This window comes from Frankia torreyi, from assembly GCF_000948395.1.
In the GTDB taxonomy this organism is placed as follows: domain Bacteria; phylum Actinomycetota; class Actinomycetes; order Frankiales; family Frankiaceae; genus Frankia; species Frankia torreyi.
This window is the reverse complement of the sequence record NZ_JYFN01000002.1, coordinates 96,410-112,386: the sequence shown is the minus strand read 5'-3', so window position 1 is coordinate 112,386 and position 15,977 is coordinate 96,410. Positions and strand designations below refer to the sequence as shown.

The 15,977-nt window shown below is 75.9% G+C and carries 14 protein-coding genes; 4 read left to right on the top strand and 10 right to left on the bottom strand.

The window, feature by feature from the left end; genetic code table 11:
- Positions 1–38 precede the first annotated feature (38 nt).
- A complete protein-coding gene (locus tag FF36_RS01675; protein WP_242417940.1) occupies positions 39–731 on the top strand; it encodes a GNAT family N-acetyltransferase in 693 nt (230 codons plus the stop codon).
- Between the two features lie 126 nt (positions 732–857).
- Here the strand turns inward: FF36_RS01675 and FF36_RS01670 are convergent, their stop codons facing one another.
- Positions 858–1,649 (bottom strand): SDR family NAD(P)-dependent oxidoreductase, encoded by a 792-nt coding sequence (locus tag FF36_RS01670; protein WP_044883286.1) that lies wholly within the window; start codon positions 1,647–1,649, stop codon positions 858–860.
- A 90-nt stretch (positions 1,650–1,739) separates the two neighbouring features.
- Positions 1,740–2,507: a TetR/AcrR family transcriptional regulator gene (locus FF36_RS01665; protein ID WP_242417941.1), complete on the bottom strand. Its 768-nt coding sequence runs from the start codon at positions 2,505–2,507 to the stop codon at positions 1,740–1,742.
- A 74-nt stretch (positions 2,508–2,581) separates the two neighbouring features.
- Between FF36_RS01665 and FF36_RS01660 the strand changes: the two genes are divergently transcribed.
- Together FF36_RS01660 and FF36_RS01655 are read left to right on the top strand one after the other, a co-directional pair.
- The gene (locus FF36_RS01660) at positions 2,582–3,280 is read left to right on the top strand and encodes an FMN-binding negative transcriptional regulator (protein WP_236705910.1); all 699 of its coding nucleotides are present in this window, start codon (positions 2,582–2,584) and stop codon (positions 3,278–3,280) included.
- Positions 3,281–3,964: 684 nt separating this feature from the next.
- Positions 3,965–4,918 carry a hypothetical protein gene (locus FF36_RS01655; protein ID WP_044883283.1) on the top strand — a complete coding sequence of 318 codons (954 nt, stop codon included), beginning with the start codon at positions 3,965–3,967 and terminating at the stop codon, positions 4,916–4,918.
- A 92-nt stretch (positions 4,919–5,010) separates the two neighbouring features.
- Here the strand turns inward: FF36_RS01655 and FF36_RS01650 are convergent, their stop codons facing one another.
- Positions 5,011–5,436: a PPOX class F420-dependent oxidoreductase gene (locus FF36_RS01650; RefSeq protein ID WP_044883134.1), complete on the bottom strand. Its 426-nt coding sequence runs from the start codon at positions 5,434–5,436 to the stop codon at positions 5,011–5,013.
- 9 nt (positions 5,437–5,445) lie between these two features.
- A complete protein-coding gene (locus FF36_RS40560; protein WP_052680893.1) occupies positions 5,446–5,979 on the bottom strand; it encodes a hypothetical protein in 534 nt (177 codons plus the stop codon).
- A gap of 263 nt (positions 5,980–6,242) precedes the next feature.
- Here FF36_RS40560 and FF36_RS01640 point away from each other — a divergent pair, with 263 nt between their 5' ends.
- A complete protein-coding gene (locus FF36_RS01640) occupies positions 6,243–7,001 on the top strand; it encodes a phosphotransferase (protein WP_044883133.1) in 759 nt (252 codons plus the stop codon).
- Positions 7,002–7,161: 160 nt separating this feature from the next.
- Here FF36_RS01640 and FF36_RS01635 read toward each other — a convergent pair whose 3' ends face one another.
- The 6 genes from FF36_RS01635 to FF36_RS01610 form a co-directional block, all read right to left on the bottom strand.
- Positions 7,162–7,734: a GrpB family protein gene (locus tag FF36_RS01635; protein WP_044883132.1), complete on the bottom strand. Its 573-nt coding sequence runs from the start codon at positions 7,732–7,734 to the stop codon at positions 7,162–7,164.
- Positions 7,735–7,805: 71 nt separating this feature from the next.
- Positions 7,806–9,029: a lysophospholipid acyltransferase family protein gene (locus tag FF36_RS01630; RefSeq protein ID WP_044883131.1), complete on the bottom strand. Its 1,224-nt coding sequence runs from the start codon at positions 9,027–9,029 to the stop codon at positions 7,806–7,808.
- Positions 9,030–9,132: 103 nt separating this feature from the next.
- A complete protein-coding gene (locus FF36_RS01625) occupies positions 9,133–10,719 on the bottom strand; it encodes a lactate racemase domain-containing protein (RefSeq protein WP_236705909.1) in 1,587 nt (528 codons plus the stop codon).
- 109 nt (positions 10,720–10,828) lie between these two features.
- Positions 10,829–11,959, bottom strand: coding sequence for an MDR/zinc-dependent alcohol dehydrogenase-like family protein (locus FF36_RS01620; RefSeq protein WP_044883130.1), 1,131 nt, complete (start codon positions 11,957–11,959; stop codon positions 10,829–10,831).
- Positions 11,956–14,343, bottom strand: a complete 2,388-nt coding sequence (locus FF36_RS01615) for an SDR family oxidoreductase (protein ID WP_044883129.1) — start codon at positions 14,341–14,343, stop codon at positions 11,956–11,958. The genes FF36_RS01620 and FF36_RS01615 overlap by 4 nt, the downstream gene beginning before the upstream one ends.
- A gap of 392 nt (positions 14,344–14,735) precedes the next feature.
- On the bottom strand, positions 14,736–15,806 hold the full coding sequence (locus tag FF36_RS01610; RefSeq protein WP_044883128.1) for a 5'-3' exonuclease: 1,071 nt from the start codon (positions 15,804–15,806) through the stop codon (positions 14,736–14,738).
- Positions 15,807–15,977 lie beyond the last annotated feature (171 nt).

The window sequence follows — 15,977 nt, the reverse complement described above, 5'->3', positions numbered from 1 at the left end:
GGGGTGACGGGTCGCGGCGGGGCCGGCAGGCTCACCACATGATCCGCACGCCCGACGGCCCCGCCCCGGCGCCGGCTCCCGGCCCCACCCGGCCCGACCACCCCACCCGGCCCGACCACCCCGCACCGGCCGGTGACCTCGCACCGGCCGAGCACCCCGCGCGGTACGAGCACCCCGCGCTGCCCGGCGAGCTGCGCTGGCGGCGGCCGCGCGGCGCCGACCAGGCGCGGGTGCTCGCCGTGCTGGACGACTGGTGGGGCGGCTTCGGCGGCGAGGCCGGCTCCCGGCAGCGGGCGCTGCTGCTGCCGCGGCTGTTCTTCCAGCACTTCGCCGACACCTCCGTGCTCGGCGAGGCCGCCGACGGCCGGCTGACGGCCTTCCTGATCGCCTTCCGCTCCGCCGCGCAGCCCGACGCCGCCTACATCCACTTCGTCGGCGTCGACCCGGCCCTGCGCCGCCGCGGCGTCGCCGCCGGGCTGTACCGGTGGTTGTTCGCCCAGGCCGCCGCCGACGGCGCCCGGCGCGTCGAGGCGATCACCAGCCCGGGCAACGCCACCTCCGTGGCCTTCCACACCGCGCTCGGCTTCCGCATCATCCCGGGGCAGCGCACGGTCGACGGCGTCGACGTCCAGGTCGACGTCCAGGTCGACTACGACGGGCCGGGACTGCACCGCATCGCCTTCACCCGCCCCCTCACCCACGCCGACACCTCACCGGCGTCCGCGGGATGAACCCGCTGCACACCAGGCGGGCCCTCGAACGGGCCACGGGCGGCTGGGGCCTCGCCCCGCCTCCTTCGAACCGGGCGACCTACCGTGAGGCCGGACCTGGCCGGCGAGGCCTGGTGCCGGCGGCGTTCAGATGCGGGCGGGCGTCGGGCGCATGGTGCGCTCGGCGATCCGCACCAGCATCCGCCGAGGCAGCAGCCGCCCGCCGCGGGCCAGCAGCGCGTTGCGCCGCCCGTCGATCGCGACCGGCCGGCCCCGCTGCAGGGCGCGCAACGCGGCGGCCACCACCTGCTCGGGGGTGCGCACCGCGCCGACGACGCTGTCGCGGGTGCCGAGGACGTCGAAGAACGGCGTCTCGGTGGCACCCGGGCACAGCGCCAGCACCCGCACCCCCGCCGAACGCGTCTCCGCCCACAACGCCTCGCTGAACGACAGCACGAACGCCTTGCTCGCCCCGTAGACGGCCATGTGGGGCAACGGCTGGAACGCCGCGGTGCTCGCCACGTTCACCACCGCCCCCTGCCCACGGGCCACCATCGCGGGCAGGAAACGGGCGGTCAGCGCGACCACCGCGACGCAGTTGAGCCGCACCAGGTCGGCGAGGCGGACCGGGTCGGCCCCGACCAGGTCGCCGTAGGCGCCGAAGCCGGCGTTGTTGACCAGCAGGTCCACCCGGCCCCCGGCGGCCGCGACCCGCTCGGCGACGACGTCGGCGGCGCCCGGGTCGCCCAGGTCGACGGCGACGATCTGGGCGCGCACCCCGTGGTCGCCCACGATCTGGTCGGCCACCGCCTGCAGGCGGTCTGGGTCGCGGGCGACGAGGACGACGTCGGCGCCGCGCGCGGCGAGGGCGCGGGCGAACACCGCGCCAATGCCCGTCGACGCCCCGGTGATCAGCGCGGTCTGTCCCTGCAGGTCCATCAGCGTCTCCATACCATCCGGTCGGTTTGTTGGGGGAGCAGGCGGACACGACGGCGGTGACGCCGACCGCCGCGAGGCGCGCGGGCGGGGCTACCCGCCGGGCCGGGCGGGCACCGCGGCCACGGCCGACGGTGGCGCGATCGCCTCCGTCGCCGTGTCCGCCCCCGAGCCCGTGTCCACCGAGGACGCCCCGACCGCCGGGTCGGTGGCCATGCCCCGACCGCCGCACAGCGCCAGGTCGACGAGGCCGGCCAGCACCCCCGCCCGCTCGGCGAAGCGGGCCGAGGCCCGCGGGCCGTCGAGGACGTCGGTGAGCGACTTCAGCCCGTCGAACGCGGCGACGAGCACCGCGGCGAGGGCGTCGGCGTCGAGATGGGCGCGCAGGTCACCCTGAGCCTGGGCCCGGCGTACGACGTCCGCGACAAGCGCCACCCAGGCCACCATCGGCTCACGTACCCGCGCGGCGAGCTCCGGTTCGGCGGCGAGCTCGCGGGCCAGGCGGGTGACGCTCCACACTGCCGGGTCGCGCTCGATCAGCTCGACCATCACCGGGACCATGGCGAGCAGCTCGTCGACCGCCCGCTCCCGGCCCGCCAGCGCCGCGACGACCCGGTCGAGGAAACGGGTCTTCTGCTCGGCGAGCACGGCGAGGGCGAGCTCGGCCTTAGAGCGGAAGTAGAAGTAGAACGCGCCCTTGGTCAGCCCGCTGGCGTCGATGAGCTGCGCCATCGTCGTCGCGGCGTAGCCCTGCCCGGCGAACACCGCCGCCGCGGTGCGCAACAGGTGGGCACGGGTCGCCTCACCCTTGGCCGTCGCCGGGACCATCGCCGCCACCTCGCCCGCCGCCACCTCGCCCATGCGCCCGACACTAAACCGACCAGGCGGTATGTCAACGGGTCCGGCCCGCCCGCTGCCCGGGTAGCTTTACCGCGATGTACGTACCGGCGCCGTTCGCGGCCAACGCCCAGGCCATCGCCGAGATCCTCGCCCACCCCGGCGCGGCCGACCTCGTCACCGTCACCGCCACCGGGCCGACCGCCTCGGTCGTGCCGTTCGTCCTGGATCCCGACCGCGGCCCACGCGGCGCGCTGCTGGGCCACCTCGCCCGCGGCAACGACCAGTGGCGCACCGGCCGCGATGGCCCGGCCCTGGTCATCGTGGGCGGCCCCGACGCCTACATCTCCCCGTCCTGGTACGCGGCCAAGGCCGAACACGGCCGCGTCGTACCCACCTGGGACTACCTCCGGGTCCACGTCCACGGCCGGCTGCGCGTGCACGACGACCCCGCCTGGCTCGCCGACGTGCTGCGCTGCCTCACCGACACCCACGAGGCCGCCCACGCCGAGCCGTGGTCCGTCGACGACGCCCCACCCGACTACCTCGCCACGATGCTGCGCGCGGTCGTCGGCATCGAGGTGCTCATCGAGCGCGTCGAGGCGGCGGTGAAGCTCAGCCAGAACCGTCCGCCCGCCGACGTCGACGGGGTCCTGGCCGGGCTGCGCGCCCGCGGCGAGCACGCCACCGCCGACGCCGTCGCCCACCACCGCCCCCCGATTCCACCGACCGAGGCGACCGAGGCGACCGAGGCGACTCAGCCCACTGCGCCGATTCCGCCGGCCGCCGGCGGGTGACCCCCGCATGGGGGAGACGCGGGCGAGCGGGCCGGAGCCGGTATGCCCGAGCGGCCGGGTCCGGGCCGCGCCCCGCGACGGGGGACAGCCCCAGGGCGACCAAGGATGCCCGCGGGCGCACCGCCACCCGGCCCCCGGGCGCCCACGCCGGCCCTGACCAGGCCCGCCGGCCACGCCCTGCCGGCCGGGCGCCTCGGCCCGAACGGGCCATCGGGGCCCCTTTACACGCCTCACCTTCCGCCTACAAGAGGAGGAATGTCCCGACTGGACAACGCGGGGGCGGTGTGGAGTTCGTCGAACCTCTGTACAGACCCCCCCGTGGGCGCGGTAGCGTGCCCACCGTCACGTCGTCCACCGATCCGGCTACACACCGGTAGGAGGCGTCGCCAGGGACGGGTCGCCGTGTGCCCGGCGTCGAAGCCCAGCTCCGGCACCCCGCAGCGGGCCCGCCGAGAGAAGGCGGGCACGGCGGGCACCAGCCCCACGACCACCCGACGGTAACGCGGCGTGACGGACAGGGGTGGGCTTGCCTGCGGCCTGCGCCGCCGCGGCATCCGGCCGCGCCGGCGCGGTGCGCACGGCCCGCCCGGGCCCCGGCCCGGCCCGGACGTGACGGCGGGCGCGGGACGGGCGGTCCGGCCGGCGGTGTGCGCCGCCGGCCGGGAGGTGGAGGGGATGCAGGGCATGGACGCGGTGGAACTGCCGGGCGCACAGGTGCCGGACCGCTTCGGCCTGTCCGCCGCCGCCCGCGCCGCGGCGATGATCTCCCGGGAGATCGCCTACGCCGACCCCGACCCGCTGGCGCTCAGCGAGTTCGACGACCGCCTGTACCGCTACGCCACCACCCTGCTCAGCGTGCCCCACACCAGCCTGCTCGGCCCGATCATCGGCGACTGGCGCCGCGTGCAGGCCGCCCTGGCGCGGCGGCTGTCGCCCGCGGTGCACATCGAGCTGACCCGCGTCGCCGGCTACCTGTCGTTCTACCTGGGTGTGCTGTCCGCGGACACCGGCGCGGACACCTCCGCCCGCCGCTTCGCCACCCTCACCGAGCAGTTCGCCGCCCAGCTCGACGACCGGCTGCTCACCGGCACCTCCCGCAGCCTGGACGCCGCGATCGCCTTCGCCGACGGACGCCTCGACGCCGCCCGCGCCGCCGCCGCCCGGGCCGCCGCCGTGGAGCATCCCTACCTGCACGGCTGGGCCGCCGCCGCCGAGGTCACCCTCGCCGCGGCCGCCGGAGACGAACCCGGCGTCGACGCCGCGCTGGCCCGCCTGCGCGACCGCCCGGTCGTGCACGGCCTGCGCCATCCCGGCTGGCCCGCCTTCGACGACGTCCGTGAGGCGTGCGTCGTCGCCGACGCGATGGCCCGGCTGGGTGTGCCCGGAGCCCGATCCGCGGCGTGGCGCGCCGTGGCGATCACCACCCCGGGCACCCTCGAACGCGGCTGGGCGCTGGCGGCGCTGGCCACCACGCTGGTCAACCACGACCCGGCCACCGCCGGCGGTGTCCTCGACGAGATGGTCGCCATCCTCGACACCCGCCCGTCGCGGCTGCTGGCCACCCGGGTGCACGAGGTCCTGCTGCTGATCTCCACGCCCCCGGTCGACCACGCCCCCCGCACCGCCGGCGCCTCCTGACGAAAGCCGCCGGGTCGGCGTAGGGCAGGCGCGGTGCCGGCAGCTGAGCGCCGGTAGTCCGGTACCGGTGGCGCAGTTCGGCGGGATCGGGGTCAGTCCGCGACGTCGGCGAGGGCGACGACCTGGGTGGGGGACAGGCGCACGAGCAGCTCGCCGGGCACGCCGTTGCGCGCGCCGTACTCCTCGGCGCGGTCGGCGCCCATGTAGCGGGCGGCGATGCGCGTGGCCCAGCGGCGCACCTCGGCCACATCTTCGGACAGCGCCACCGGCCCGGCCAGGGTGACGAACGAGTACGGCGGCCGCTCGTCGTCGACGCACAGCGACGCGACCCCGGTGCGCCGCAGCGCCCTGCCCTTCACCGACTCCGCCCCGGTGTTGAACACGACGTCGGCGCCGTCGAGGAGGAACCAGATCGGCACCACGTGCGGCCGGCCGTCGGCGCGGACGGTGGCGAGCTTGCCGGTGCGCGTGCCCGCCGAGACGAACGCCCGCCACTGCGCGTCGGTCATCGTCGCCATGCGAGCACCCTATGCCGCCGAGGCTGCGGTGCTCGGACCGCTCAGGCCCGAGCCGCCGGCGGCCGGACCGCCGCTGGTTCCGGCGCCGCGCCCGCCGGTGGCGCGCAGACGATGGCCACGGCGGACCAGCAGCCGCTCGGCGAGGGCGTCGGCGCGTTCGATGTCGTCCAGGGTGGCCCGGGTCCGCCGCTCGACCTCCAGGATCGCGGCGAGCAGCTCGGCGGACAGCCGGGTGCGTGCGGCGACCCGAGCCACACTCGGTGGCAGCGGCGCCGCCCCACCCCCCGGCCCGGCCGTCCCACACGGGGACCCGGCCGCGCCACCCGCCGCCGGACGGCCGCCGGCGTGGCGGTCACCGGCGGGACCGGCACGACCCGGACCCGCCGTGCCCGGACGGGCGGTGTCCAGCCGCGCCCGGGCGGGCGGGCCGGCCGGCGCAGCGGGGCCCCCGACCTGGACGGGGCGCGCCGTCGAACTCGGGCGGGCGGACTCGGGCTGGCGGGCGGGCGGAGTGGACCGGGCGGTCGGGTGCGGCAGAGCCATGCATCAGTGATACCGCGCCAGATACGCACCGCAACGCCTTGACTTCTCCCCGCCGCGCGGGATCACCCTTTCCCCACAGGACATCCACAGGGTCACACCGAGTTACCCACCGCTCCGTTGACAGGGTTATCCACATCTCGATCATCACGTGATGAACGTCACAGAGCAGACGTGACTCGGTCGGGGATCCGCCGACGCTCGGCGACGTCCACCCGGGACGGCGAGCGGATCGGCGAGGATGCAGCTATGACCCGGTTGCGCCCATGACGGAGACACCCCTGCCCGGTGGGCTCGTCAACCCGGTCGTCCGGATCGGGGACACCGTGCGCCGACCCGCGCCGGACCGCGCCGAGTTCGTCCACCGCCTCCTGGGCCTGCTGGCGGACCGCGGCTTCGAGGGAGCGCCACGGCTGCTCGGCGTCGACGGGCAGGGCCGCGAGATCCTCACCTACCTGCCCGGCCACGTCGCCTGGCAGGCCGACCAGCCGGCCGCCGTCACCGCCGACGGCAGCCTCGCCCGCCTCGCCGAGCTGGTCCGTCAGCTCCACGACCTGACCGCGGGGACGGCACTGGCGCACGGCGGCGAGGTCGTCTGCCACAACGACCTGGCGCCGCGCAACACCGTCTACCGGCCGGTGGCCGGGGCGCTGCGCCCGGTGGCACTGCTGGACTGGGATCTGGCCGCACCCGGCCGGCGCCTCGACGACGTCGCCCACGTCTGCTGGCAGTTCCTCGGACTCGGCCCGTCGGTGACCGACCTGACCGAGGTGACCCGACGGATCGCGGTGATCTGCGACGCCTACGGGCTGCGACACCGCGACCGTCTGATCGAGACGATCCTGTGGTGGCAGGACCGATGCTGGCGCGGCATCGAGGCCGGTGCGCGGGCCGGCCAGCCGGGCGCCCGGCACCTGCGCGAGGCCGGTGCCGTCGAGGAGGTGCGCGCGGCGTACCACTGGGTCGCCGCCCACCGCAGCCCTCTGCAGGAGGGGCTCATCGGGCGCCGCCCCGCCCAGGGATAGCGGCGGCGCGGGCGGCCCCACGCCGGCAGACGTCAGCCGGCTGGGTGCGCGCCGGCCGGGACCGCGTGGCGGGCGAGCATCGCCGTCGGTCATGACGGCCTCGCTGCGCACCTCGGCGGCCGGTCAGGGGCCGAGGGCCGGGGATCGTCGGCCGCGCGGCCTATTCCGGCAGGACGTCGCGGCGCGGCGGGTCGATCCCGACCGCGCGCAGCGCCTCGTCGACGAAGACGCCCTTGGCGTTGGTGTAGGCGTTGCGGTTGTCGCGATGCGCCGCGGCCAGGCGCCGTTTGAGCCGCGCGTACCGCCCGCGCAGATCCGCATCGGCGCGCAGGGCGTCGCGGAAGGCGAGCAGGGCGCGGGCGTGCGGATCGTCATAGGCAATCACGTGCAGATGGTGGGTGCGCGCGGCCGGATGGGGGCGCAGGAACCACAGACGGTAGCCGCCAGCCGGATCCTGCGGCCAGTACAGCCAGCCCTCGGCGGCCAGCGCCGGCACCGCGCCGCGCGCGGTGTCCAGGTCGTGCACCGGGGCGAGGATGTCGACGACGGGCTTGGCGGGCAGGCCCGCCACCGCGGTGGAGCCGATCTGCTCCACCGCGCCGGCCAGCAGATCCCCCAGGATGGCCGCCAGCCGGTCGCGCTGCTCGACGAACCGGCCAGCCCACGCCGGGTCATGGGCGACAAGCTCGACCGGCTCGTCGCCGACCATCTCGCCCGGCTCGTCGCCGACCATGTGCGTGCCCCTCCCACCCGCACGTCATCGTCGCCCGCCCGACGATCTGCCCCGGACAGCCGCGGCGGCGCTCAGCGCCGCCAGGGGGAGCGGGAGGTGCTGCGCGGCAACGGTTCGGTGGCCGCCCAGATCCGCCGCCAGCGCGCCGTCGGGGTGTCCGGGGCGCCGCGCAGCCGCGCGGAGATCGACACCGGGCCGGTCCCGCTGCGCGCCGCGACGCGGGGACGGTGGCGGCCCAGGGTGCGCGCCGCGCCGACAGCGGCCGTCGGCGCGGCCGGGCTGCCGCCCGATCCGTCGTCGTCCCCCTGGTCAAGGCGCGGCCCGCCGAGCACAGGCCCAGCAGCGGGGGACAGGCCGTCAGCGTCGGCATGGTCGGCGGCGGTCGGCTGGCGTGGTGGCACGTCGGACACGTCGGGCCCGGCCGCGGTCGGCGCGCCCGCGGCGACAGGGGAGTCGGTGGCGACAGGGGAGTCGGTGGGCTGCTCGGCGAGCGCGGCACGGGTGGCATCCCACCAGCTGGTGGCGTCCTCGGCGCACAGCCGGTCGACCTCGGCGGCCAGCCGGGCGGTGAACGTCCGCACATCCTCACCGGGCGCCGGGCGCAGCGGCCGACCGAAGCGCACCGTCACCTGCGGGCGGCCCGGCACCGGCCACGACCGGCCCCGCGGCATCGCCGCGAACGCCCCCCGCACCCCCACCGGCACCACCGGCACCCCGGCGTTGATCGCCAGATACGCCGCCCCCAGCCGGAACCGGCCCCGCGCCCCGTCCCGCGACCGCGTCCCCTCCGGGAAGATCACCAGGTTCCAGCCGTCGCGCAGCAGATCCATCGGCGTCGACGACGGCGCCCCGCCGCTACGGTCGATCGGCACCGTCGCGAACGCCAACGCGCTGCCCGCCCCCCGCCACACACTGTCGAAGAAGTAGTCCGCCGCCGCCGTCACCGCGGTCCGCGAACGCACCGGCCCGGGCAGCGCGCACAGCAGCATGGGGGCGTCGAGATGGCTGGTGTGATTCGACACGATGATCACCGGGGTGTCGCGGACGGCGTCGAACACCTCCGCGCCATGCGTATCCGCGGTCAGCGAGGCATGCAGCAGCGGGTTCATCACCCCGCGCAGGAACACCGCCCGGGTCGTGCGCGCCGCCCCGCCGCGCGCCCACCCGGTGGGAAACTCCCGCGACGCCGGCCGCGCCGCACCGCCCGCGTCGCCGACCGGCGCCCACGGCGGGCCACCCCGACGAAAACCCCGTGCGGCCTCGCGCAGCCCCACACCCCGTCGCGGCCTACCCATCCCGATCACCCATCCGTCCCGAACACCTTCGTCCTACCGGTCCGATCCGCCGCACCCAGCCGCGCCCAGCAACCCGCCCGTCACGGCGCGACCCCAGCACCCCTCACCGCACCTCGGTGATCAGCTGCGGCGGGCTGTGCAGGTAGGTGATCGACGGGTCACGGCCCACCGACCCCGCCACGATCTCCAACGCGTCCGCCAGCGTCGACGCCGCCCGGTAACCCAGCCGCGCGCACACCGCCCGATCCCCGCCGACGAAGACCACCTCGGCCAGATGCGCCCGCGCCGGCGCCGTCTCATACCAGCGGTGGAACGGATGCACCCCGTGATGCGCCAGCGACGTCCGGTACAGCGACGCATACCAGGGGTCAGTGGCGTACTGCCGTTCGAACTTCGCCTCGATCGTCGCCGGATCACTCGACTCGGCAAGCACCTCCTCGTAGAAGTCCACATACGACGGCTGATGCAACTGGGAGAACCGGGCCGCCACCGGATGGTAGACGATCATCGCCCCGTTCTCGCGGACGACGGGCCGCCCCCGGTGGCGGGCGAAGACGTCGGCGAGCGCACCGTGCGCGGCGAGCACCGGATCCGCCGGCGCCCCACCCTGATACGCCCCGAACGGGGGCAGCCCCACGACGACGACGTCACTCTGCCCGTCGACGTCGACCCGCTGCTGGGCGTCGACCGCCTGCCACGCCGCCACCGCCACCGCCTGCGGCTCCCCGGCCGTCACCGAGGTGATCGCATAGTCGGCGGCCAGATCGCGCAGCACCCGCGCCCGCCCCCGCCCCCCGAGCAGCTCCAGGCCCCGGCCCACCCCGAACGCCAACGCCGAATCAGCCGGCGACCACTCCCACTCCCGGCGGGTCAGAAACGGCCCCGGCCCGACGGCCGCGTTCACCGTCGCCGCCACCGCGAACACCGGCACCGCCGCACCCAGCACCGCCCCCACCCGGCCCGCCGCCGCACCCTGCACCACCCGGCCGTCCACCGTCCCGCCGCCGCCCGCACCCGCCGCGGCGGCCTGCGTCACCGCGGCCACCCCGTGCACCGCGCGCAACGACGCATACGACGACAACCCCTCGACCAGCGCACCCAGCCCACCCTGCCCAGGACCCTGCACGATCCCCACAGCGACGAGCAGATCGGCCTCGGCCACCGCCCGGGCGATCTGGACCGGTTCGCCGGCGTCGCTGCGGCCGACCTCGACGAGGTTCGCCGCGTCCTCGGCGTCATGGCAGGCCAACTGCGTCGGCCAGAACGAGCGGAACACCCGCTCCCCGACGATCCCCGCCACCTCCGCGGCACTCAGCCGCCGGTGCAGCCCGTTGGCCACCACCAGCGTCACCTCGTCGACGCCGGCCGCCGCCGCCGCGCTCAGCACCTGCTCCAGGATCCGCCCGCGCGCGTCGACACCCCGCACCCGCGGCTGCGGGGTACGCAGATCATCCACGCTGATCGCCAGACGCATCCCCGGACGCAGCAGCGCCGACAGCGGCGCACTGCCCACCGGCTCGGCCAACGCCGCGCCGATCGCCGCGTCGACGTCACCGACCCCCGGCCGCGGCTGCGGCGGATACACCACCCGCGTACCCAGCGGGAACCGTTCCAGCAGCACCCCGGCGCCGGAATGGACCAGCAGCGGGGGAGTCCGCTCGTCGACCTCGAGCACGAACCCCGGTCTCACTGTCGCGATCCTCTCCACGTCCGCCCCGATGAGCCACACCCTGCGTGCGCCCAGTCCACCCCCGCCATCCCAGCCCGGGTCCGCCCAGCCCGGGTCCGCCCGACCCGGGTCACGACGGCGCCGCCGGATCGAACGCCACCCGCACCGCGCCGAGCCGCCCCGCGTCCCACGCATGGGCCAGCGCGTCCCGCCAGCGAGTCAGCGGATAGCCGCCGGTGACCAGCCCATCCAGCGGCGCGGTCGCGGCCAGCTCCCACGCCCGCGCCAGCACGTCCGCCGCACCCGGATCGGCGCTGGTCCGCGCCGCCCCGACCAGCTCCAGCCCCCGCGCCCACAGCGGCGTCAGATCCACCCGATCCGACGGGATACCGGCCACCACCACCCGGCCGCCCGCCCGCGTCGTGCGCAGCGCCGTCGCCAGCGCCTCACCGCTACCCGCCGCGTCCACCGCCACATCCACCCCGCCAAGCAGAAACGACCCGCCCGACGGCGGGGTCACCCGCAGCGCCCGCGTGCCGCGGCGCACCCCGGCAACCGCCCCGGCCGGGTCGAACACCGCGTCCGCGCCGAACCGGCCGGCCACCTGCGCCTGGCGCGGATGACGCGCCACGACCGCCACCGACCCGGCGTCGGTGAACGCCCGCAACGCCAGCACCGTGCACAGCCCGACCGCCCCCGCACCGACGACCAGCACCCGCGCCCCGGACACCACCCGGGCCCGGTCGACCGTGTGCACGGCGCGGGCCAGCGCATCGACCAGCACCGCCCGCTCGTCGGGCAGGCCGTCGGGCACCGCCTGAAGCTGACCGCGATGGGCGAGCATGACCCGGCTCCACCCACCGCCACCGACCCCGACCTCACCCGCCCGCGGCGCCGGGGGCGCCACCGGGTCGACGACGACCCGGGCACCCGCGGCCAGCACCCGGCCGTCGGGAAGGGTCACCTGCTGCTCCACCCGGCCGACGACCTCCCGTCCCGGCACGAACGGCAACCCGACCACCGCCGTCAGATACGCCGACGCCCGCCCGGTCACCAGCGCCAGCTCCGCCCCGCCGATCCCCGCCAGCGACGGACGCACCCGCACCCAGCGTTCATCCGGCGGCCGCGGATCATCACGATCCACATACCGCAACGGCACCGCCCGACCCAGCCCGGCGAACGCCCCGCCGGGCGCCTGGGCGACCAGCCGGGCGGCGACATGGCGCGCCGGGGACTCATACAGCTCCAACCCGCGAGTCACCCCCCACCCCCCACCCCACCGGCACCACCCACACCGCCCACCCCACCGGCACCACTGCCAGCACCAGCACCAGCACCACTGCCAGCACCGACGGCGGCACGGGCCCGCGCCGCCGCGGCCTGCCAGCCCCGCTCCACCCGACTGCCCACCACCAGCCGCGGTTCCCCCGCCGCCGCCGCCCACTCCTCGATCGGCCAGCCCGCACCCCGCGCCACCTGGTGCAACGCCACATCCGGGTTCACCGCCACCGGATTACCCACCGCCCGCAGCAACGGCAGATCCGACTGGCTGTCCGCATACGCCCACGACGCCACCAGATCCGCACCCGTGCTGCGCGCATGATGACCCAGATACGCCGCCCGCGCATCCCCGACCAGCGGCGAGGACGCCAACCGGCCGGTGAGCAGCCCATCGGCGCCCACCTCCAGCCGAGCGGCGACGATCTCGTCGAACAGCGGCGCGAACGGCCGGGTCAGCACCTCCACCGCCCCGGTCAGCAGCACCGTGCGATGCCCCGCCGCCCGATGCTCCCGCACGCGGCGGATCCCCGCCGGCTTCACCCGCCGCAGCAGAATGTCCCCGGCCACCTCGGCAACCAGACGCTCCAGCTCCTCGGGATCCACCCCCGCATAACGGGCGTACACCGCGCGCATCAGATGCCCCCGGTCACGCCGCTCCGCGCGCACATACCCGGGCAGCGCCGCCGCCAGCCCCGCCAGCTCCCGCGCACGCCGACGCGGCCCCGCGTCGGCCAGCCGCATCCACAGATACGACTCGATCACCGTCGCGCTCGCCACCGCACCGTCGAGATCGAACACCGCCAGCACCCCGTCGCCGGCGGCCAGATGCCCCGACAACCGCCGGCGCGGCGCGGCCTCACGCGGACGGCGCAGCACCGCCGTCACCGCCGGGCAGTGCACCTGCTGCAGGTAGTGCCGCCAGTCGAAGCACGCCGGATCGAACCCGAACTCCACCTGGTCAGCCGGATCCAACGCCTCGTGCAACGCCGCCGTCGCATCGTCGACGTAGACCAGCTCCGCCTTCGTGTACGCCCGGTACACATCCGAATAGCGACGCAGGAACGCCACCCGGCTCTGCGCCCGCTCCAGCTCCCCGGCCAACGCCCGCGTCCGCGCCGACGCCGGGACCTGCGCCAACGCCCGCCCGGCCAGCCCCACCAGCCGCTCGGAATGCCGCAGCCGCGCCTCCACCGCCGCCGCCCCCGCAAACGGCCACGACGGCACCGCGATCGCCCCCCGGCCCCGCTGCGGCAGCGGATCGGCCAGGAAGTACTCGCGCACATGGGCATACAGATCCCGGAACAGCAGCGGGTTACGGAACCCCGAACACACCGTGTAGTAGGCCGGACGGTCCACCGGCGGCACCGTCGCCGCCGCGGCCAACGTCGCGTTGACGACCAGATCCACCGGGATGATGTCGACGACCGCGTCCGGGGAGGCCGGGAAGTCCGGCAGCTCCCCACGGCCATAGGCCAGGATCAGCGGCTCGGCCATCTTGAACCCCTCGATCCACCCAGGGAACGGCCGCGCCAACGCACTTTCGATGATCGACGGCCGCAGGATCGTCAACGGCAGATCGCCGTGCGCCTCCTCGAGGAACCGTTCCCCCAACGCCTTGGTGAACGTGTACGCATCGGTCCAACCCAGCACCTGCGCACGCTGCCCGCCGGCCTCGACCAGCCGGCGCGCCACCCACGCCCGCCGCAGCTTCTCCGCCTCCGCCGACACCGTCTGCGCCCCGGCTGCGGCGAACCGCCGCTGCGCCTGCGTCCGAAACCGCGCCGAGTTCTCCGGCGACCGTGAGGCGTCCTCGGTCTGCTGACGCACCCGGGAAGCCGAGTCCTGCTCGACCCGCCAGTCCACATCGTGGGCCAGCGACCCCTCGGCGATGTGCCCCGAACGCAGCCCCGCCACATACGCCGTCGACACGTGCACCAGATGCGGACGTGCCCCCGCGGCCGCCAGCGCCCGCAGCAGCTCCTGCAGCCCACCGACGTTGATCCGGAACCCGTCGTCGATCGGCGGGTCGAACGACACCTCCCCGGCGCAGTGGATGACGACGTCGATGTCGCCGGGCAACGCCGGCAGCCGCGACAGGTCACCCTCGACGACCTCGACGCGGCGCGCCACCAGCTCGGCAAGCCCCGCCGACCCGAGCCGGTCGCGCAACTGGCGAAACGCCGGCTTGCGCAGCATCCGCGCCAGCCGCGCCGCCCCCGTGTGACTGCCCCGCGGCCGCACCAGCGCCACCACCGAGGTGTCGGGGAAATCCGACAGCAACCGTTCCAGCAGAGCCTCGCCCATGAATCCGGTCACCCCGGTCACGAACACACGCCTGCCCGCGAGCCGCTCGCGCAGCCCCACCCTGACCTCCGCTGCCGTCACCGCCGACACCCTCATTCGGGCACCCGCACCCGCCGTAAATCCGGATGGGCGGGTGCACATCCGGAGGGCAACCCTAGGCGACGCCTCGCCCCCGCGGCGCCAACCTGCTCATCACGGGTGCGTGCCCAGGCCGCGGTACGCAGGGAAACCTACCGTCCGCCCCCCTGCGCGGTGACGGGCAGCCCCACGATCCGGCCAGCCACGTGGACAACCACCCCACCCATCTGCTTCCCCAGCGCGGGGCCACGACCGGGCCACCCCGTGGTGGGGCGCTGCCGCGGACCCCCGAACGGGGGCAGTCCAAACCCTCCCCCGGGGGAGGGCGACCCGAGGGAGGGCGACGCCCTACCCCGGCCGCGGGGTTGGGCCGCTCAGCCGGCACCGACCGCGTCCAGGGCGGACATCAGCCGCGTGCACGGCCCCGCCAGCCCCCACCGTTCGCTCAGCGCCAGCACCGCCTGCGGGTCGGCCGGGCTGACCGGCAGCCGCCCGTCGACGTCACCGACGTCGCAGTCACGCACCACCGCGACCACCCCCACCGCGGCGTCGAGGTAGTCACGGGCGGCCAGCAGCCGCCGCCGCGCCGCCACCGGCATCCCCTCCGCCCGCGCGCCACCCCGCGCGCCCGCGGCCACCGAAGCCGGGGGAGCCGGGGGAGCCGGGGGAGTGTCGAGCGCGGCGAGGATCGCCGCCAGCGACCCGAACCGGTTCAGCAGCATCGCCGCGGTCTTCGCGCCGATGCCGCCGACCCCGGGCAGCCCGTCGCTGGGATCGCCGCGCAGCACCGCGAAATCGGCGTAGGCCCGCCCCGGGATGCCGTAGCGGGCGGTGACGGACGCCTCGTCGACCACGGCGAACTTCTCCACCGCGTAGCGCACCCGCACCCCGGCATGATCGTCGACGAGCTGGAACAGATCCCGGTCCCCGGTGAGGATGTCCACCCCGCCGCCACGGTGGCGGGTCGCGAGGGTGGCGATGACGTCGTCGGCCTCGAACCCCACCGCGGCCGCCCGGGCGATCCCGAACGCGTCCAGCACCGCATCGATGATCGGAAGCTGAACGGTCAGCTCATCGGCGACCTCCTCGACGTCCCCGCCCACCACCGCATCCCCGCCCACCACCGAGACGCCGGCCCGGTCGGCGGGCACGGCCACCCGGTGCGCCTTGTACGACGACAGCAACGCCACCCGGAACGCCGGACGCCAGTCGGCGTCGAAACAGGCCACCAGCCCCCGCGGGCGGATCTCGACGATCTGACGTGCCAGCACGTCAAGCAGACCCCGCACCGCGTTGACCGGCGTCCCATCCGGCGCCCGCACCGCACGCGGCACCCCGTAGAACGCCCGGAAGTACAGCGACGGAGCATCGGCGAGCAACAACCCGCCGCCCCGCTCACGCGCCGGGCCGCTCACCACCGGATCCACCGCCGGACCTCGCGCCATCACCGATCCGCCCCCTACCCGTCCGTCCCCCCGCCCTACACCACCCACGCCCCGGACCGTCCACACACCCGGACCGTCCACACACCACCCACGCCCCGGGACCGCCCGCCCCGCCCGACGCCCTTATCACCGCCATCACGACGGCAGCGCCGCGCGACCGCGCCCCACCCA